Source organism: Halomonas sp. NO4, assembly GCF_010994375.1.
Lineage (GTDB): Bacteria > Pseudomonadota > Gammaproteobacteria > Pseudomonadales > Halomonadaceae > Halomonas.
The window spans coordinates 10,914-29,517 of record NZ_WHMA01000012.1 but is presented as its reverse complement, the minus strand read 5'-3'; the positions used below and the strand labels follow the sequence as shown (position 1 = coordinate 29,517).

The window sequence follows — 18,604 nt, the reverse complement described above, 5'->3', positions numbered from 1 at the left end:
CCATCGTGTCGATGGGCCGGCGGGAGCGGAGATCAGTGCCGGGCGGGCAGGATGCGCCCCGGGTTCATCAGGTCCTGCGGGTCGAATAGCGCCTTGATGCCCTCGACGAGCTCGCGCTCCACCGGCGAGAGGCGCGCCAGGTAGGCGGCTTGCTTGGTGCGCCCGATGCCGTGCTCGGCGCTGATGCTTCCTGCGAAGTCGTCGAGCACCGCGAACAGGGTGGTTTCCAGCTCGTGTAGATGATCGCGCTTGTCGCCCTCGGCCAGGTCCCGCGGCGGCAGGATGTTGAAGTGCAGGTTGCCGTCGCCGACGTGGCCGTAGGCGATGATCTCGCAATCGGGGGACTGCGCCATCACCGCGTCGCTGGCGCGGGCGACGAAGTCGGGGATCGCCGAGATGGGCACCGCTATGTCGGTACGCAGGTGCTCGCCGCGGCGCCGCTGGCCCTCCAGCATGCTCTCGCGGAACTGCCACAGCTGCTGCGCCTGGGCCTCGCTCGAGCCGAGCGCGCCGTCGAGCACCAGGCCGCGTTCCATGCCCCGTTCGAAAAGCCCTTCGATCATGGCATCGAGATCGACCGGGCCGGTGGCGGCCACCTCCATCAGCACGTACCAGGGGTGGGCGTCGTCCATGGGGTCGCTGAGCGCGGGCGTGGCCTCCATGGCGAGCTCGATGCAGCGCCGGGGGATCAGTTCGAAGGCGGTGAGCAGGTCGCTGCAGCCGCGACGTGCCAGGCCGTAGAGCTCGACTACCGCTGCCACCGAGGGCAGCCCGAGCAGGGCGGTGCGGCTCTGGTCCGGGCGCGGCGTGAGCTTGAGCACCGCACCGGTGACGATGCCCAGCGTCCCTTCGCTGCCCAGGAAGAGCTGCTCCAGCGCATAGCCGCGGTTGTCCTTGTGCAGGCGGGTGAGGCCATCCCAGATGCGCCCGTCGGGCAGCACCGCTTCGAGGCCCAGCACCAGCTCACGCATCATGCCGTAGCGCAGCACGTTGAGCCCGCCAGCGTTGGTGGCGATGTTGCCACCGATCTGGCAGCTGCCCTGGGCGCCCAGCGATAGCGGGAAGTCGCAGTCGTGCTCGGCGGCGGCCTCCTTGACGCTCTCGAGAATGCAGCCCGCGTCCACGGTCAGGGTGAAGTTGACGGGGTCGATCTCGCGGATGCGGTTCATCCGCTCCAGGCTGATCACCAGCTCGCTGCCGTCGTTGGCCGGCAGGGCGCCGCCCACCAGGCCGCTGTGCCCGCCCTGGGGTGATATGGCCACGCCGTGTTCGTGGCACAGGCGAACCGTCTCGGCCACCTCGTCGGTGGTGGCGGGGCGTGCCACGGCCAGCGGCTCGCCCAGGCGGTCGCCGGCCCAGTCGGCCACGTAGCGGGTCATGGCCTCGGGTTCACGAAGCAGGCCGCGCTCCCCCAGCCGTTCGGCCAGGGGGTCGAGCAGGGCGGTGTGAGGGGTGTCACGGGACATCTCAGGCCTCCTCCTGCCAGGCGGCGCCGTCGGGGAAACGGTGGCGGGCCAGCGACTCGGCGTGCAGCGTAATGCTGTAACCCGGGGCGGTGGGCACCTGGTAGCGGCCGTTCTTGACCACCACCGGGTCGATGAAGTGCTCGTGGAGGTGGTCGACGTACTCCAGGACGCGGCCTTCCAGACTGCCGGAGACGGCGATGTAGTCGAACAGCGAGATGTGCTGCACGTACTCGCACAGCCCCACGCCGCCGGCGTGGGGACATACCGGCACACCGAACTTGGCCGCCATCAGCGCTACCAGGATCACCTCGTTGAGGCCGCCCAGGCGCGCCGCGTCGAGCTGACAGTAATCGATGGCGTCGGCCTGCAGCAGCTGCTTGAACATCACCTTGTTGTGACAGTGTTCGCCGGTGGCCACACCGATGGGCGCGATGCGATGCCGGATCTCGGCATGGCCGAGGATGTCGTCGGGGCTGGTGGGCTCCTCGATCCACAGCGGGGCGAACTCGGCGAGCTGGCGCATCTTGGCGACGCTCTCGTCGACTTCCCACACCTGGTTGGCGTCCATCATCAGGACGTTGTCCCAGCCGATCTCCTCGCGCAGCAGTGCGGCACGGCGGCGATCTTCGGCCAGGTCGCCGCCGATCTTCTGCTTGAAGTGGGTCCAGCCCTCGGCGAGCCCCTCGCGGGCCAGGCGGCGCACCTTGTCGTCCGAGTAGCCCAGCCAGCCCGCCGAGGTGGTGTAGGCGGGAAAGCCGTCGCGGCGCATCTCGGCCTCGCGCTCGGCCTTGCCCGATTCCTGGCGCTTGAGCAGGGCGATGGCCTCCTCGGGCGTCAGGGCGTCGGTGACGAAGCGGAAGTCCAGGCAGCGCACCAGCTGCTCGGGCGTCATGTCGACGAGCAGCTTCCACACCGGCTTGCCCTCGCGCTTGGCCCACAGGTCCCACACCGCATTGACGATGGCCGCGGTGGCGAGGTGAATGGCGCCCTTGTCGGGGCCGATCCAGCGCAGCTGGCTGTCACCGGTGATCTCGCGCCAGAAGGCGCCCATGTCGGCGGTGATGGCGTCGAGGGTGCGCCCCTCGATCAGTGGGGTCAGCGACTGCACCGCGGTGACCACGATCTCGTTGCCGCGGCCGATGGTGAAGGTGAGGCCGTGACCCTCAGGGCCCTGATCATCGGTGTGCAGGATCACGTAGGTGGCAGAGTAGTCCGGCGCGGCGTTCATGGCGTCCGAGCCGTCGAGCGAGCGCGAGGTGGGGAAACGGATGTCCTGTACCTCGACGCGGGTGATGGTCGTCATGGGGGAGCTCCTCGGCGGGTGGGGAAATCAGCGGCTGGCCAGGTGACGCATCAGCTCGCGGATGCCGTAGGTCCAGGGCGGCAGCTGGTCGCTGCGTCCCACGGGATTGACCAGGGCGCCCAGCGCCGGGGTGGCGATGGTCACCCGGTCGCCGAGGTGGTGCGTGAATCCCTGGCCCGCGCCGTCACGATCCTTGATCGGCGAAAACATGGTGCCCAGATAGAGCATGAAACCGTCGGGATACTGGTGGTGGGCGCCGATGGTCTGGTTGACCAGGTCCAGGGGATCGCGGCTGATCTCGCGCATGTCGCTGGCATCCTCGAGCAGGAAGTCGTCGTCGGCGCCCTCGATGCGCAGCGACACCTGGCACTGGCGCACGCTGTCGAGGGTGAAGCGCTCGTCGAAGACGCGGATGAAGGGACCGATGGCGCTGGAGGCGTTGTTGTCCTTGGCCTTGCCCAGCAGCAGGGCGCTGCGCCCTTCGACGTCGCGCAGGTTGACGTCGTTGCCGAGGCTCGCCCCCTTGACGCCGCCACGGGAATCCACGGCGAGCACGATCTCCGGCTCGGGATTGTTCCATTTTGAGGCCGGGTGCAGACCCACGCTGGCACCCAAGCCCACCGTGGCGAGCGGCTGCGCCTTGGTGAACACCTCGGCGTCCGGGCCGAGGCCCACTTCCATGTATTGGGACCAGGCGCCGCGCCCCTGCAGGGCTTCCTTGAGGGCCTGGGCCTCGTCGGAACCGGGCCGCATGCGTGACAGGTCGCTGCCGATGAGCTGCTGCAGCTCGGCGCGCAGTTCGCCGGCGCGAGTCGGGTCGCCGCCGGCCTGTTCCTCGATCACCCGCTCGAGCAGACTCACTGCGAAGGTGACGCCGCACGCCTTGACCGCCTGGAGGTCGCAGGGGGCGAGCAGATAGGGAGCCCGCTGCGGCGAGGCCAGGGAGTTGTCCAGCAGCGTTTCCACGCGGCCGAGGCGCTCGCCATTGGCGCCGGCGACGAGCTCGGCGAGGTCGTCTCGCTCCAGCAGATCGGCCATGGTCGGCTCGCTGGCGGAGATGTCGAAGACCTCACCGCCCCGCACCGCCACCAGGGCCGGGCCGGGGCGAGGGGTGTCGCGCCAGACGCGGCCCAACAGGAGAGCGTCGTCCAGGTCGGTGGGCAACAGGTCCGTCGGCGAAAGGGGTGTCATGTGGCCTCCATCAGCGTGTGTTTTTGGGTGACGGACTGGCGCCTGGCCAGTCATCGTCTATCGTGCTATTGGTGTAGTGTTGTATGACAGGTATGCCATCGACACTATAGCCAACCGATAACCGGAACGCGATAGCGACAGACAGCGACAGGAGAACGGCATGTTCGACGAGTGGAAAGGCAAACGGGTGCTGGTGACCGGGGCGAGTCGCGGCATCGGAGCGGCCGTAGCGCGCCAGTTCGGTGCCCTGGGCGCGCACGTGGCGGTGCACTACCATCATAGTGCAGACGCTGCGCAGGCTGTTGTCCAGGCGATCCAGGAGGCCGGTGGCAAGGCGTGGCTGGTCCAGGGCGATGTCAGTCGCTCGGCCGAGGTGTCGCGCGTCGTCGACGAGGCGGCCGAACAGCTGGGCGGCCTGGACGTGCTGGTCAACAATGCCGGGGACATGCTGGGACGGGTCTCGCTGGCCGATATCGACGATGAACAGTACGACCGGGTCATGGACCTCAATGTGCGCTCGGTGGTGATGGCCAGTCGTGCGGCGTTGCCCCACTTCCGGCAGGCGGGCGGCGGCAACGTCATCCATACCAGTTCCATCGCGGCGCGCAATGGCGGGGGAGCGGGCGCGGGGCTCTACGCCTCGGCCAAGGCCTTCGTCAGCAATCTGACGCGCAACATGGCCAAGGAGCTGGCCGGAGAGGGCATTCGCGTCAACGCCGTGGCGCCCGGTGTGATCGCCACCGATTTCCATGAGCGTCACTCCAACGACGCCCAGATGGAAGCGGCACGCGCCACCATCCCCATGGGGCGACTGGGGAGCGCGGAGGAGTGCGTGGGCGCCTATCTCTTCCTGGGCACCGAGTCACTGAGCGGCTACGTCAATGGTCAGGTCATCGAGGTCAACGGCGGGCAGCTGATGCCATGAACGCGAATACAACTTATGACATCGCCATCACCATGGGCGATCCGGCGGGCATCGGCCCGGAGATCATCTGCCGTGCCGTGGCGGCCATGTCGCCCGCCGAGCGGGCCTCCACCCTGCTGGTCGGTGACCCGGCCATCTACCGGCGAGCGGCCAGAATGATCGAGGCCGAGCTGAATCTGGTGACGCTGGATGAAGCCGAGGGCGCCGAAGAAGCCGTGGCAGTGGCGCCGGTGTCCCTGCCGGCCGACGCCGAGCTCCCCGATGGGCAGGTCAGCGCCGCTGGCGGCGACATGGCCTTTCGCTGCGTCCGCACGGCCGTGGAGCTGGTGCAGGCGGGGCGTGCCCGGGTGATCGTCACCGCGCCGCTCAACAAGGCGGCGCTGCACGCCGCGGGCCACTACTACGATGGCCACACCGGCATGCTGGCCTCGCTCACCGGGGCGCCGTCGTCCTTCATGCTGCTCGCCTCCGAGCGGCTCTCGACCCTGCACGTCTCGACCCATGTGTCGCTGCGCGAGGCGATCGAGCGGGTCACGCCCGAGCGCATCACCGCCACCGTGGAAGCCGGCCACGCTCATCTGGAGAAACTCGGCAAGGCCCGGCCGCGCATCGCCGTGGCTGGCCTCAACCCCCATTGCGGCGAGGGCGGTATCTTCGGTGACGAGGATGACCGCCGTATCGCCCCGGCAGTGGCGGCGCTGGCCGAGCGGGGTTTCGATGTCCGCGGGCCGATCTCGGCGGACACGGTCTTCTACCGCGCCGCCCAGGGCGAGTTCGACCTGGTGGTGGCGCAGTATCATGACCAGGGCCATATCCCGGTGAAGCTGATCGCCTTCGACACCACCGTGAATGTGAGCCTCGGCCTGCCGGTACAGCGCACCTCGGTGGACCACGGCACGGCCTTCGATATCGCCTGGCAGGGGCGGGCCGATGCCACCAACATGGGCTCGGCGATCGCCTACGCTCGTCGTCTGGCGGAGGGGGTGGAGCCGTGAGCCGCTGTCGAGTGGCGATCATTGCCGACGACCTCACCGGGGCGCTGGATGCCGCGGCACCCTTTGCCGCCCGCGGAGCGAGTACGCGCGTGGTGATCGACCTGTCGAAACTGGCCGAGGCCCTGGCGAGTTGGGAGGAGCCGCCGGCGGTGGTCGCCGTCAACACCGAGTCGCGTCATTTGCCGCCGGCCGCCGCCGCCGAGCGCGTCGAGCGGGCCGCGCGCCTGCTCGTACCCTTGGCGCCCACGGTGTGGTTCAAGAAGGTCGACTCCACCCTGCGCGGGGCGGTGGTGGCGGAGTGCCTGGCGCTGCGTCGCGTCGTCGAGCGGCCGCTGCTGCTCGCCCCGGCCGTACCGGCCCAGGGGCGCATCGTGCAAGGGGCCGAGGTGTGGGTCGACGGTGCGCCGCTGGCCAGCACTGCCTATGGCCAGGACGCCCGCTCAGCCCCGCCGCTGGGGCCGCTGGATCGCCTGTTCGGTGACCATGGGGTAACGCTGACGCGCCATCGGTCCGGCCCGGGGCAAGCGCTGCCGGCGGGTGACTGTGTCGCCGATGCCGCCAGCGATACCGACCTTGCCCATCTCTACGACCGCGTGCTCAGCGGCGGGCCGGCGCGACTGCTGGCCGGGGCGGCGGGGCTCGCCACTGCCGTGGCCCAGCGTCATGTGGGGCGCCTGTGCGGGCCGACTCGGCTGCTGGAGGGGGTCACGGCGCATCTCTTCGCGGTGGGCTCGCGCAGTCCCCGGGCCCGGGAGCAGCTGGCGCGGCTGTGCGCCGAGGTGCCCGCGCCGACAACGGTCGAGGCCCTGGCGGTCTCGTCTGCGTCCGGACGGTCTTCGGCCGAGGTGGTGATACCCGGCGGCGACAGCTCGGCATTCCACGACCCGGAGCGGGTGGCGGCGGCCATGGCCGAGCGAGTCGCCGTTGCGGTGACGGCCTGGCCTTCCGGTGTTTACTTACTCTTCCTGACCGGTGGAGATATCGCCATGGCGACGCTCCGTCGCCTGGGGGTGACCAGCATTGCGGTCCAGGGGGAGTGGGCCCCGGGCGTGGCGGTTGGCTGGCTCGATGGCGACCGGCGTCGGCGCGTCATGACCAAGGCGGGCGGCTTTGGTGACCCTGACCTGCTGGCGCGGCTGCGCCGCCGTTTGCATGGCACGGCGACCCCGGTGGCGTCAACCGCGACCGTGCGTTGATGACACGGCACCGCCGGGCTTGCGTGTTGCCGATGGAGCGGCTAGTTTTGGGCTAGGTGGTATGATACGTATACAGCTAGACATTCAGGTGGGAGCGAGAACTCCGCCAGACGGCGCCGCCACCGCGCATCCGACAACCACAACAATGTGCAACCTGCTGTGAGGAGACAAGCACAATGAGTCACACCAGCCAACGTCAACAAACGCTCGTGCGCTGCCTGACCGCCGCCATGCTGGCCACCGGCGTGAGCATTGCCGGCGTCGCCCAGGCGCAAGAGCAGCTCAGTTTTGCCCACGTCTATGAAACCTCCGAGCCCTATCACGAGTGGGCCCTGTGGGCGGCTGACGAGATCGAGGAGCGCACCGACGGGCGCTATACTATCGAGGTGCACCCAGCCTCGTCGCTGGGCAAGGAGGCCGACATCAACGAAGGCCTGGGACTCGGTACGGTGGATCTGATCTTCACCGGCAACCAGTTCGCCGGGCGCTTCTACGGACCCATCGGCATCGCCGGGGCGCCCTACATGTTCCGTGATTTCGACCACTGGCAAGCGTATGCCGACAGCGAGCTCTTCGAGGAGATCTCCCAGGGCTACGAGGACGAGACCGGCAACGTGCCGCTGGCCATGAACTACTACGGGCGCCGGCATGTGACGTCGAACGAGCCGATCGACACCCCCGAAGACATGGAAGATCTCAAGATCCGCACGCCCAACGCGCCGATGTACATGATGTTCCCCGAGGCCGTGGGTGCTAACCCCACACCCATCGCCTTTGCCGAGGTCTACCTGGCGCTGCAGCAGGGTGTCGTCGATGCCCAGGAGAACCCGCTGCCCACTATCCGCGCCAAGGCCTTCCACGAGGTGCAGGACTACATCAACCTGACCGGGCACATCACCGACTCGCTGATCACCATCGCCGGCGGACCGCTGTGGAATCGCCTGTCCGAAGAGGATCGCCAGATCTTCCGCGAGGTGTATGCCGAGGCCGGCGAGCGCATCACTCAGGACATCCTGCAGCAGGAGGAGGAGCTGGCTGCCTGGTTCGAGGAGCAGGGCACCACGGTCAACGAGGTGGATACCGGGCCCTTCCGTGAAGCGGTGGTGCCGCACCACAACGGTGAGGCCGCCACCTGGGACCAGGAAACCTATGATCGCCTGCAAGCGATCGGCCAGTAACCGGCGTGTGACCTGAAGCCATGTCGCCCCCTGCCAAGCGGCGGGGGGCGACGATAAGGAGGCCGTGATGTCGGATAATCGCTTGCCGCCCGACCCGCAAATGGGAGAGGTCCATGTCGAAGAAGAGGATTACTTCGACTTCAAGGAGCATGCTCCCGAGGACTACGTCACCCTGGCTCTGTTCTGGGTGCTGCTGGTCATCGTGTTTCTGCAGTTCTTCAGCCGCTATGTGCTGGGCGACTCCATCGCCTGGACCGAGGAGATGGCCCGCTACTTCCTGATCATGGTGGGGTTTGTGGGCAGCGCCATGGCCGTTCGCAAGAACTCTCACATCGCCGTGGAATTCTTCTACCGCTACATGCCCGGTCGGGTGGGGCTGGTCATGGCCCTGCTCGTCGACCTGGCACGGATTGTGTTCCTGGTCGCCGGCTGCTGGATCAGTTACAAGCTCGCCGATCGCACCACCGCCATGATGACGTCGGTCGACATTCCCAAGAGCTTTCTCTACTACGTCGTCTTCGCCGGCTTCGTGCTGATGCTGCTGCGGTCGATTCAGGTAGCCGTCCGCCATTGCCGGGAGCGCAGCAGCGAGTTGCTGTTCACCGAGGACGACGAACAATGACAACGACGCCATAACACGCCCCGGAGACTGTGCATGACTGCCACCCAGCTCACCAAGCGGCGAGGTCCCCTGGTCCCTCCGATCGTCGCTGCCCTCGCCGTTGCGCTGTGCCTTTTCTTGGCCGTGCAGGGCCATTATCTTGCCTTTCTTTTCGTCAGCCTGTTCACGATGCTGCTGGTGGGGATCCCCATCGCCATCGCCCTAGCCGGCTCCTGCCTGATGTACGTCTATCTGACCGGCCGGGTGCCCGACGTGGTTGTTGCCCATCGCATGATCAACGGCATCGACAGCTTCCCGCTGCTGGCGATCCCGTTCTTCATCCTGGCCGGCAACCTGATGAACAATGGCGGGATCACCAACCGCATCTTCGACTTCGCCAAGGCTCTGATGGGCTGGATGCGCGGTGGCCTCGGCCACGTCAACGTCGGCGCCAGCATCGTCTTTTCGGGCATGTCCGGCGCCGCCGTGGCCGATGCCGGTGGCCTGGGCACCATCGAGATCAAGGCGATGCGCGATGCCGGCTACGACCAGGAGTTTGCCGTGGGCATCACCGCGGCGTCCTCCACCATCGGGCCGATCATTCCCCCCAGCCTGCCCATGGTGATCTACGGGGTCATGGCCTCTACCTCGGTGGGGCAGCTCTTCGCCGCCGGCCTGATTCCCGGCCTGCTGATGGGCGCGGTGCTGATGGTGATGATCACCCTGCTGGCGCGGCGGCGAGGCTACCCGCGGGATGCCACCTTCTCGGTCCGTTTCCTGGGCTACGCCGCCAAGCGGGCGTTTCTCTCCCTGCTGACCCCGGTGATCATCGTCGGCGGTATCATCACCGGGGCCTTCACGCCCACCGAGGCCGCCATCGCCGCGGTCATCTACGCGCTCTTCCTGGGCACCGTGGTGTATCGCACCCTGACCTGGCGGCGCCTGATGCGGGTGAGCATGGAGACCATCGAGACGACGGCCATCATCCTGTTCATCGTCGCCGGGGCCTCGATCTTCGCCTGGATCCTCACCAGCAACCAGGTCACCCAGCACGTGGTGGCGCTGATGGGGCCCTTCTCGGACAACCAGTTCGCGGTGCTGCTGTTCGCCAACCTGGTGCTGATCGTGGTCGGCTGCTTCATGGAGACCATCGCGGCCATCACCATTCTGGTGCCGGTGCTGCTGCCGCTGGCCGTGGCGGTCGGGGTCGACCCCGTGCACTTCGGGGTGATCATGGTGCTCAACCTGATGATCGGCCTGCTCACTCCGCCGGTGGGCATGGTGCTCTACGTGCTGTCGCGCGTCTCGCACATCTCCTTCGAGAAGTGCATGCGCGGCACGCTGCCTTTCCTGGTGCCGCTGGTGATCGCGCTGTTGCTGGTGACCTTCGTCCCGGCGATCTCCATGTGGCTGCCCACGCTCATCTACCGCTGAAACCGAACGGGAGACATTGCCACCCATGAACGAGCACCAGCCGGCATTCCACGTCGCCGTCGAGGATCTCGAGCGCTTCATCGACCAGGCCCTGCAGGCCGCCGGCGCCGATATGGCTTCGGCGGAGGCGACCACCCGCGCGCTGGTCACAGCCTCGCGCATGGGCACCGACAGCCATGGGCTGCGCTTGCTGCCGCACTATGTGCGGGCCCTGGAAGGGGGGCGGATCAACGGCCACCCCGCACTGCGCTTCTCCCAGCGCCTGCCGGCCACTGGGTACCTCGATGCCGACGATGCCCTCGGTCACCTGGCCGGCTATCGCGCCATGGCCGAGGCCAGTGAGATGGCCGAGGCGGTCGGGGTGGGCGCCGTGGCGGTGGGCAAGTCGTCGCACTTCGGGGCGGCGGGTTGCTATGCCCTGGCCGCCGCGGAGCGTGGCCTGATCGGCCTCGCCGTGTGCAACTCCGACGCCTTCGTGCTGCTCCACGAGGGCACGGTGCCCTTCCACGGCACCAATCCCATCGCCTTTGCCGCGCCGGTGGCAGGCGAGCGGCCCTACCTGCTGGACATGGCGACCAGCTCGATTCCCTGGAACCGCGTGCAGCAGTACGGTGCCATCGGCCGTGAGCTGCCGGACCAGGTGGCGGCGGACGGCGCGGGGCGGGTGACACGTACGCCAAGGGAGGTCGCGGCGCTGCTGCCGCTGGGCGGCAGCGACTTCGGCTTCAAGGGGGCGGGGCTCGGCGGCATGGTGGAGGTGCTCAGCTCGACGCTCTCCGGCATGCTCAACGGCTTTCGCCTGTTGCCCATGGGGGGGCCGGACTTCGCGACGCCGCGGGGAGTGGGCCATTTCTTCCTGGCCATGCAGCCGGAGGCTTTCGTCGAGAGTGATGCCTTCGCGGCCGGCCTGCGCGACTATCTGGCCGATCTGCGTGCCCAGCCTGCGCAGGAGGGCAGTGAGGTGCTGGCCCCCGGTGACCGCGAGTGGCGTTGCCTGGCGTGTCGGGATGTCGAGGGCATTCCGCTGGATAGCGCCAATCAGGTCGCCTACGCCGCCCTGGCCGAGCGTTTCGGACTGCGGCCGCTTGCCCCATTGCGATGACCCGCAAGGGCTGCGGATATACGGTACCATGTCGGCGCAACCAGAGGGCGGCGAGGCTGGCCCGCCGGATAGTGTGGAGAGTGGGTGAATGAGTAGATATCGGGTGGAGCGCAAGACGCTTTCCGAACAGGTGGCCGAACAGCTCGAGGCGGAGATCCTCGAGGGCCGGTTGAGCGAGAATGACCAGCTGCCCTCGGAGCGGGAGCTGATGGAGCAGTTCGGTGTCGGCCGCCCGGCGGTGCGTGAGGCGCTCTTCTACCTGCAGCAGCTGGGCCTGATCGCCATCAACAGTGGTACCCGGGCGCGGGTGATCCGTCCCACCGCCGAGGCGGTGATGGCGCGCCTTTCCGGCGTTACCCGCCAGCTGCTATCGAAACCGGATGGGCAGCAGTACTTCCAGGAGGCCCGGGCGCTGTTCGAGATATCCCTGGCCCGCTACGCCGCGCGTCATGCCGCCGACGAGGACATCGCTCGCCTGCGCGCGGCCGTCGACGACAATCGCGACGCCATCGGCGACGAGGCGCGTTTCAAGCGCTCCGACAATGACTTCCATGGTGTGCTCGCGAGCATTGCCCGCAACCCCATCTTCGACGCCATTCACGTGGCGCTCTCGGAGTGGCTCGACGACCGCCGTGCCCAGGTGCTGCAGCAGAAGGGCGAGGATCAGGCGGCGCTGGCCTCCCACATCGAGATCGTCGACGCCATTGCCTCACATGACCCGGACGCCGCCGAAGCGGCGATGCGCCGCCACCTCGATCGCCACTACGGCACCTACATGCAGCTCAAGAAGCGTCTCTCTTCCGCCTCCTGAGCTGCCCTTGCCGGGGGGCAAAACCGCCGCCGCTCCTGATTCCCGGCACTCGCCCGGCACTCTCTCGCCCGGAACTCTCTCGACAGTCAGCTCTCGACAGTCAGTCACGCGCGCCGCTACAGCGACACGCCCCGCTTCCAGGGGATGAAGTCGTATTGTGCCAGAGTCACCGCGCGGGGACGGTAGCGCCCCGAGGCCGTGTCGATGCAACGCTGCAGCAGGGTCTCGGCCAGTTCGTCGATGCTCGCCTCGCCGCGGATGATGGGGCCGGCGTCGAAGTCGATCACGTCGCTCATGCGGTTGGCCAGGTCGCTGTTGCTGGCGATCTTCAGCACCGGGGTGACGGGGTTGCCGGTGGGCGTGCCAAGCCCGGTGGTGAAGAGGATCAGGTTGGCACCGGAACCGGCGAGCGCCGTGGTGGACTCCACGTCGTTGCCCGGCGTGCACAGCAGGTTGAGGCCCTTGCGCACGGCCGGATCGGTGTAGTCGAGCACGTCGACCACCGGGCTGTCGCCGCCTTTCTTGGCTGCGCCCGCGGACTTCATGGCGTCGGTGATCAGGCCGTCGCGGATGTTGCCGGGGGAGGGGTTCATGGAGAAGTCCGCCCCGACGCGCGCGGCATGGCGCTGGTAGGCGTCCATCAGGTGGCGGAACCGCTCCGCCACGGCGTCGTCGCGACAGCGGGCGATCAGCTCGTGCTCCACGCCGCACAGTTCCGGGAATTCGCTGAGGATGCCGCTGCCGCCCAGGGCCACCAGGCGGTCGACCACGGCGCCCACCAAGGGGTTGGCGGAGAGCCCCGAGAAACCGTCGGAGCCGCCGCACTCCACGCCCAGGGTCAGCGCCGACAGCGGAGCCGGGGTGCGCGCGACGCGGTTGGCCTCGGCCAGGCCCTCGAAGATGGTGGTCAACGCCTCGCGGATCAGCGCCGTCTCGCTGGTGCTTCCCTGCTGCTCCAGGTAGTGCACCGGGCGCAATCCCTGCGGGTCGCGCTCGGCCACCGCGGCTTTGAGCATGTCGATCTGGGCCTTCTGGCAGCCCAGGCTCAGCACCGTGGCGCCGGCCACGTTGGGATGGGTGATGTAGCCGGCGAGCAGCCGGCACAGCGCCTGTGCGTCGTCGTCGGTGCCGCCGCAGCCCAGCGTATGGGTGAGAAAGCGCACCCCGTCGACGTTGGGGAACAGCCGCTCGCCGCTTGTCGCCGCCGGCTCCCCGCCCGCTTGGCCGTGCAGCAACTCGCGCGCCATGCGCTTGTAGTCGCGATAGGGGTCCTCGCCCAGGGCATCGGCCACGCACTGGCGCAGTACCTCGATGTTGCGGTTCTCGCAGAATACCAGCGGTACCACCAGCCAGATGTTGGCCGTGCCCACCTGGCCATCGGGTCGGTGGTAGCCGTCGAAGGTGACGCCCTGGAAGGTCGTGACGTCCGGCGCCTGCCACTCGCCGCGCCGCGCCTGCGGCGCGGAGGTGGCGGTACTGTGCTCGGTGTTCTCGGTGGTGATGGCCGCCCCGGCGGTGATGGGCTGGATGGCCCGGCCCACGGTGACGCCGTACATGATCACGGTGTCCCCGGTCGCCAGGTCGTCAAGGGCGAACTTGTGCTTGTGGCGAATCGCTTCGGCCAGGCGCAGGCGACGGCCGCCATCGTCGATCTCGCTGCCCGCGGGCAAATCCTTGAGGGCAACGCGTACGTTGTCGGCGGCGTGAACGCGCAGGCTGGTCAGCTGGCCACTGTCACTGGCGATGGTCTGGGGCATGGTCGGGCTCCGGTCACGCGGGTTCTTCGGGAGAGTCGAGGTCGATCATCGCCTTGATCACGCCGCTGCCCGGGGCGCACCAGGTGGGCATGCGGCTGGGCAGCTCGGCGAGTTCGCCGCGATGGGTGATCATGGCACTGGCCGGGAGTCGGCCCGCCTCCATCAGCCGGCAGACCTCATTGAAGTCTTCGCGGGTGGCGTTGCGGCTGGCGAGCAGACTCATCTCCTTGCCGTGGAAGTCGGGGTCGTGGAAGGTGATGTCTGCCTTGACGATGCTCACCAGCACATAGCGACCGGCGTGGCCGACCAGGTCGAAGCCCTGCTGCATCGCTTGGGGATTGCCGGTGGCATCGAAGAGGGCATCGGCCAGCTCGCCGTCGTTGAGATCGGCGAGGGCCATGGCGACGTCCTCCTCCGCGGGGTTCAGCGTGTGCTCGATGCCGAGATGTTCCCGGCAGAAGGCCAGACGCTGGGGGTTGGTGTCGAGCATCACCACCCGGGCCCCGCGCTCGCGGGCCAGTTGGGCCACGCCCATGCCGATGGGGCCGGCACCGGCCACAACGGCGAGCTCACCTTCGACCAGCGCGCTGCGCCGCACGGCGTGGGCGCCGATGGCCTGGCATTCGACCAGGGCCAGCTGATCCATCGGCAGGGTGTCGGAGGTCACCAGGTGCTCGGCGGGGACCGCCAGGGTGTCGCACATGCCGCCGTCGCGGTGTACGCCAATCACCTGCATCTGTCGGCAGCAGTTGGTGCGGCCCTGGCGGCAGGCCCGGCAGCGGCCGCAGTGCACGTAGGGAATGACGTAGGCATTGTGGCCGACCAGCTGCGGGTCGACCGACTCGCCCACGGCGACGATCTCGCCGGCCAGCTCGTGCCCCAGCACCCGCGGATAGCTGAAGTAGGGCTGGTTGCCCGAGAAGGCGTGGATGTCGGTGCCGCACACGCCGACCCGACGCACGCGCAGTAAGGCCTCGTTCGGGGCACAGTCGGGCGCGTGGCGCTCCTCCAGGGTCAGGCTGCCCGGTTCGTTGCAGACGACGGTTCGCATCAAGACTCTCCGGATCAGCTAGCGGGATCGGCGACCACCGTCTGGTGCTGCTCGCCGAGGCCGTCGATGCCCAGGCGCATGTGCTGGCCGGGCTTGAGGTAGGTGGGGGGCTTCTGGCCCATGCCCACGCCGGGCGGGGTGCCGGTGGAGATGACGTCGCCCGGCTGCAGGCTCATGAAGCGGCTCAGATAGCTGATCAGGAAGGGCACCTGATAGACCATGGTGCGGGTGCTGCCGTCCTGGTAGCGGTGACCGTCGACCTCGAGCCACATGGCCAGGTCGTGGGGGTCGGCGATCTCGTCCGGCGTGACCAGCCAGGGGCCCAGTGGGCCGAAGGTGTCGCAGCCCTTGCCCTTGTCCCAGCTGCCGCTGCGCTCGAGCTGGTACTCGCGCTCGGAGATGTCGTTGACCACGCAGTAGCCGGCAATGTGCGCCAGGGCGTCGGCCTCGTCGATATAGCGGCCGCCCTTGCCGATCACCACCCCGAGCTCCACTTCCCAGTCGGTCTTCTGCGAGCCGCGTGGAATGACGACGTTGTCATGGGGTCCGCAGATGGCGCTGGTCCACTTGTTGAAGACCACCGGCTCGGGCGGTACCTCGGCACCGGTCTCGGCGGCGTGGTCGGAGTAGTTGAGCCCGATGCAGATGAACTTGCCGACTCGCCCCACGCAGGGGCCGAGGCGGGTGTCGTCGGGCACGGCGGGCAGGCTGGTCGGGTCGAGATGGTCGAGCTCGCGCAGGGCGTCACGGCTCAGGTGGTGGCCGGACAGGTCGTCGAGGTGGGCCGAGAGGTCCCGGATCACCCCGTCGCTGTCCAGCAGACCGGGTTTCTCGTGCCCCGCGGGGCCGAAACGCAACAGCTTCATGGCATTGTCCTTGCGTTGTTCGTCAAGTGCGAAGTCATGGCGAGTGCTCAGATGAGCCAACCGCCGTCGATCACCTGGGCGGTGCCGGTGGTATAGGCGGACTCGTCGGCGGCCAGGTAGGTGGCAAGCGCCGCGATCTCCTCCGGTGTGCCGAGCCGGCCCAGCGGCTGTCGGCCGATGAATTCGGCGTGCACCTCGGCGGCGTCGCGGCCCTGCTGACGCGCCTGGTCGGCGATGCGCTGGCGCAGCGACGGCGAGTCCACGGTGCCGGGGCAGATGGCGTTGCAGCGGATGCCCTGGCCAATGTAGTCGGCGGCCACCGACTTGGTCAGGCCGATCACGGCTGCTTTGGTGGTGCCGTAGGCGAAGCGGTTGGGCACGCCCTTGAGGCTCGAGGCCACCGAGGCCATGTTGATGATGCTGCCGCCGCCGTGCTCGATCATGCCGGGGAGCAGGGTGCGAATCAGGCGGACCGTGGCGGTGACGTTGAGGGCCAGGGAGCGCTCGAGGTCGGCCTCGTCACACTCCAGCAGGGAGCCGCTGGCCACGTAGCCGGCACAGTTGAACAGCACGTCCAGCGGCGGCAGGTCGTCGGCCAGGCGTGCCACGGCCGCAGCGTCCAGCACATCGAGGCGGCGCGTCTCAATGCCGCTGATCTCGGCAAGGTCGTGAAGCTTGTCGGTCTCGATATCGGTGGCGATCACGCGGGCCCCCTCCGCGGCGAAGCGCAGGGCCGTGGCCCGACCAATACCCTGGCCGGCGGCGGTGATCAGAGCCGTCTTGTCTTGAAGTCGCATGGCAGCAGTCCGGTTTGTTGTTGTCGAGCGGTTCGATGCCGGTGGTATGACAGGATACTAGCCTGATGGTAAGCACGAGTATGGCGCAGGAGCCCGGACTAGGCAATGGTCGTATTGCGATTATGTTCTACATACATCACCATATGGCGGAATTCTCAACCGGTGCCTGCCCGTGCCAGCCAAATCAACCAAGCCTGCCCGTCGACCCAGTGTGGCCGAGTATCTCGCCGAGGCGATCTTTGCCGGCCGTTACCAGCCGGGGGACTTCGTTCCCAAGGAGATCGATCTTTGCGAGCAGTTCGCCACCAACCGGTCCGCGGTACGCAGTGATCTGCGCCGGCTCGTGGATGTCGGCATCATTGCGCGCATTTCGGGGCACGGCTCCAAGGTGCGCGACTACGAAGCGTGGAACATCCTCGACCCCAGCGTGACCGACTGGATCACCCGCTATGCCGCGCCCAACCCCCGTATCCAGCAGGAGATCCTGGCCTTTCGCCTCGATGTCGAGCCCTATGTCGCCATGACGGCGGCGCGGCGTGCCAAGGCGCGGGACCTAGTGGCGATCGAGGAGGCCTTCGAGGGCATGGGCATGCACATGAACGGCACCGGGTTGCCGGCTGAGCAGCGCCTGGAGAGCGAATACGATGTGGCCTTCCACGTGGCGATCTTCAAGGCCACGCACAACATCGTCTGGGCCCAGCTCTCGCATATCCTGCGGCCCTCGATTCACCTGCTGGTCTCCGAGTCCAATATCAGCACGGCGAATCCCGCCGAGAGCCTCGAGCGGCATCGCCAGGTGATGGAGGCCATTCGGGCGCGCGATCCGCGTCGGGCCTTCCTGGCGGCCCAGGCGGTGCTGGAAGGGACCGCCGAAGCGCTGGGGATCGAGGCGGGAGACAGCGTGCTGGGGAAGGAACTGGACCTGTTGTGAGCTCAGGAGCCGCGGAGGCGAGCCTTGCCGGCAGCGTGACGTGAATCGAGCCGGGAACGAACGACGGCAGTGCCTGGGCACTGCCGTCGTTGTTTGCTAGCGCCTTCGCGGGGGCCGAGCGTTGCGGGCTCAGGCCTCGCGCTGGCCGTCGACCAGCCGGGTTACGCCCAGCGGATTGCCATCCTTGAGTGCCTCCGACAGCAGCCCTGCCGGCAGGTTCTGGTAGCACACCGGGCGCAGGAAGCGCTGGATGGCCGCACTGCCCACCGAGGTGGTGCGCGAGTCGGCCGTGGCTGGGTAGGGCCCACCGTGGACCATGGCGTGGCACACCTCGACGCCGGTGGGCCAGCCGTTGGCCAGCAGTCGCCCGGCCTTGCGCTCGAGTAGCGGCAGCAGCTGCTTGGCGGCCGCCAGGTCGCCGTCATCCATCTGCAGGGTGGTGGTGAGCTGGCCCTCCAGGGCCTCGGCCACGCGCTGCATCTCCTCGGCGTCGGCGCACTCCACCACCAAGCCACTGGCGCCGAACACCTCGGCCTGCAGCGCCTCGTCGGCCAGGAAGTCGGCGCCATTGGCGGCGAACAGCGCCGCCTGGCACTCGTGCGGGCCGGCGCCTTCTTGGCCACGGGCGATCTCGCGCACCCTGGGGTTGGCAGCCAGGGCACCGACACCGTCCTGGTAGGCGGCGTGGATGCCCGGGGTGAGCATGGTCTGGGCGGCGCTGCCCTTGACCGCGTCACCGGCTGCCTTGACGAAGGCGTCGAGCGAGGGCCCGCTCAGGCCGATCAACAGCCCCGGGTTGGTGCAGAACTGGCCGGCGCCCATGGTGAGCGAGCCGACGAAGCCGTCGGCGATGGCCGGGCCGCGAGCGGCGAGCGCCTCGGGCAGCAGGAAGACCGGGTTGATGGAGCTCATCTCGGCATAGACCGGAATCGGCTGGGGGCGCGCCTGGGCTGTCTTCATCAGTGCCGTGCCGCCGCCGCGCGAGCCGGTGAAGCCCACT

The 18,604-nt window shown here is 68.1% G+C and carries 17 protein-coding genes; 9 read left to right on the top strand and 8 right to left on the bottom strand.

Annotated elements, in window-relative coordinates; translation table 11 throughout:
- Positions 1-32: 32 nt before the first annotated feature.
- Genes FEF15_RS10545 through FEF15_RS10535 form a run of 3 tightly spaced genes read right to left on the bottom strand, consistent with a single transcriptional unit; the run spans position 33 to position 3,960 of the window.
- A complete protein-coding gene (locus FEF15_RS10545) occupies positions 33-1,466 on the bottom strand; it encodes an FAD-binding oxidoreductase (protein WP_163559126.1) in 1,434 nt (477 codons plus the stop codon).
- Between the two features lies 1 nt (position 1,467).
- Positions 1,468-2,769: an L-fuconate dehydratase gene (locus tag FEF15_RS10540; protein ID WP_163559125.1), complete on the bottom strand. Its 1,302-nt coding sequence runs from the start codon at positions 2,767-2,769 to the stop codon at positions 1,468-1,470.
- 27 nt (positions 2,770-2,796) lie between these two features.
- Positions 2,797-3,960: a fumarylacetoacetate hydrolase family protein gene (locus tag FEF15_RS10535; protein WP_163559124.1), complete on the bottom strand. Its 1,164-nt coding sequence runs from the start codon at positions 3,958-3,960 to the stop codon at positions 2,797-2,799.
- A 160-nt stretch (positions 3,961-4,120) separates the two neighbouring features.
- Between FEF15_RS10535 and FEF15_RS10530 the strand changes: the two genes are divergently transcribed.
- The 8 genes from FEF15_RS10530 (at position 4,121) to nanR (ending at position 12,202) form a co-directional block, all read left to right on the top strand.
- Positions 4,121-4,885 carry an SDR family NAD(P)-dependent oxidoreductase gene (locus FEF15_RS10530; protein ID WP_163559123.1) on the top strand — a complete coding sequence of 255 codons (765 nt, stop codon included), beginning with the start codon at positions 4,121-4,123 and terminating at the stop codon, positions 4,883-4,885.
- Positions 4,882-5,880, top strand: a complete 999-nt coding sequence (gene pdxA / locus FEF15_RS10525) for a 4-hydroxythreonine-4-phosphate dehydrogenase PdxA (RefSeq protein ID WP_163559122.1) — start codon at positions 4,882-4,884, stop codon at positions 5,878-5,880. Before FEF15_RS10530 ends, pdxA begins: the two co-directional genes overlap by 4 nt.
- Positions 5,877-7,076, top strand: coding sequence for a four-carbon acid sugar kinase family protein (locus FEF15_RS10520; RefSeq protein WP_163559121.1), 1,200 nt, complete (start codon positions 5,877-5,879; stop codon positions 7,074-7,076). The genes pdxA and FEF15_RS10520 overlap by 4 nt, the downstream gene beginning before the upstream one ends.
- A gap of 176 nt (positions 7,077-7,252) precedes the next feature.
- The gene (locus FEF15_RS10515; protein ID WP_163559120.1) at positions 7,253-8,254 is read left to right on the top strand and encodes a sialic acid TRAP transporter substrate-binding protein SiaP; all 1,002 of its coding nucleotides are present in this window, start codon (positions 7,253-7,255) and stop codon (positions 8,252-8,254) included.
- Between the two features lie 67 nt (positions 8,255-8,321).
- The gene (locus tag FEF15_RS10510; protein ID WP_163559119.1) at positions 8,322-8,876 is read left to right on the top strand and encodes a TRAP transporter small permease; all 555 of its coding nucleotides are present in this window, start codon (positions 8,322-8,324) and stop codon (positions 8,874-8,876) included.
- A 33-nt stretch (positions 8,877-8,909) separates the two neighbouring features.
- A complete protein-coding gene (locus tag FEF15_RS10505; RefSeq protein WP_163559118.1) occupies positions 8,910-10,289 on the top strand; it encodes a TRAP transporter large permease in 1,380 nt (459 codons plus the stop codon).
- A gap of 25 nt (positions 10,290-10,314) precedes the next feature.
- The gene (locus FEF15_RS10500; protein ID WP_163559117.1) at positions 10,315-11,391 is read left to right on the top strand and encodes an Ldh family oxidoreductase; all 1,077 of its coding nucleotides are present in this window, start codon (positions 10,315-10,317) and stop codon (positions 11,389-11,391) included.
- A gap of 88 nt (positions 11,392-11,479) precedes the next feature.
- A complete protein-coding gene (gene nanR, locus FEF15_RS10495; protein ID WP_163559116.1) occupies positions 11,480-12,202 on the top strand; it encodes a transcriptional regulator NanR in 723 nt (240 codons plus the stop codon).
- A gap of 116 nt (positions 12,203-12,318) precedes the next feature.
- On the opposite strand, the gene FEF15_RS10490 is transcribed toward nanR, so the two are convergent.
- Genes FEF15_RS10490 through FEF15_RS10475 form a run of 4 tightly spaced genes read right to left on the bottom strand, consistent with a single transcriptional unit; the run spans position 12,319 to position 16,673 of the window.
- On the bottom strand, positions 12,319-13,959 hold the full coding sequence (locus FEF15_RS10490) for an altronate dehydratase family protein (protein WP_163559115.1): 1,641 nt from the start codon (positions 13,957-13,959) through the stop codon (positions 12,319-12,321).
- A 13-nt stretch (positions 13,960-13,972) separates the two neighbouring features.
- Complete coding sequence (locus FEF15_RS10485) at positions 13,973-15,010, bottom strand: zinc-binding alcohol dehydrogenase family protein (RefSeq protein WP_163559114.1); 1,038 nt, start codon at positions 15,008-15,010, stop codon at positions 13,973-13,975.
- 14 nt (positions 15,011-15,024) lie between these two features.
- Positions 15,025-15,876, bottom strand: coding sequence for a fumarylacetoacetate hydrolase family protein (locus FEF15_RS10480; protein WP_163559113.1), 852 nt, complete (start codon positions 15,874-15,876; stop codon positions 15,025-15,027).
- A gap of 47 nt (positions 15,877-15,923) precedes the next feature.
- A complete protein-coding gene (locus FEF15_RS10475; protein WP_163559112.1) occupies positions 15,924-16,673 on the bottom strand; it encodes an SDR family oxidoreductase in 750 nt (249 codons plus the stop codon).
- 172 nt (positions 16,674-16,845) lie between these two features.
- On the opposite strand from FEF15_RS10475, the gene FEF15_RS10470 reads away from it, so the two are divergent.
- On the top strand, positions 16,846-17,604 hold the full coding sequence (locus FEF15_RS10470; RefSeq protein ID WP_163559111.1) for an FCD domain-containing protein: 759 nt from the start codon (positions 16,846-16,848) through the stop codon (positions 17,602-17,604).
- 129 nt (positions 17,605-17,733) lie between these two features.
- On the opposite strand, the gene FEF15_RS19410 is transcribed toward FEF15_RS10470, so the two are convergent.
- The coding region (locus tag FEF15_RS19410; protein WP_240454137.1) for an aldehyde dehydrogenase family protein at positions 17,734-18,604 on the bottom strand (871 nt) is incomplete at its 5' end.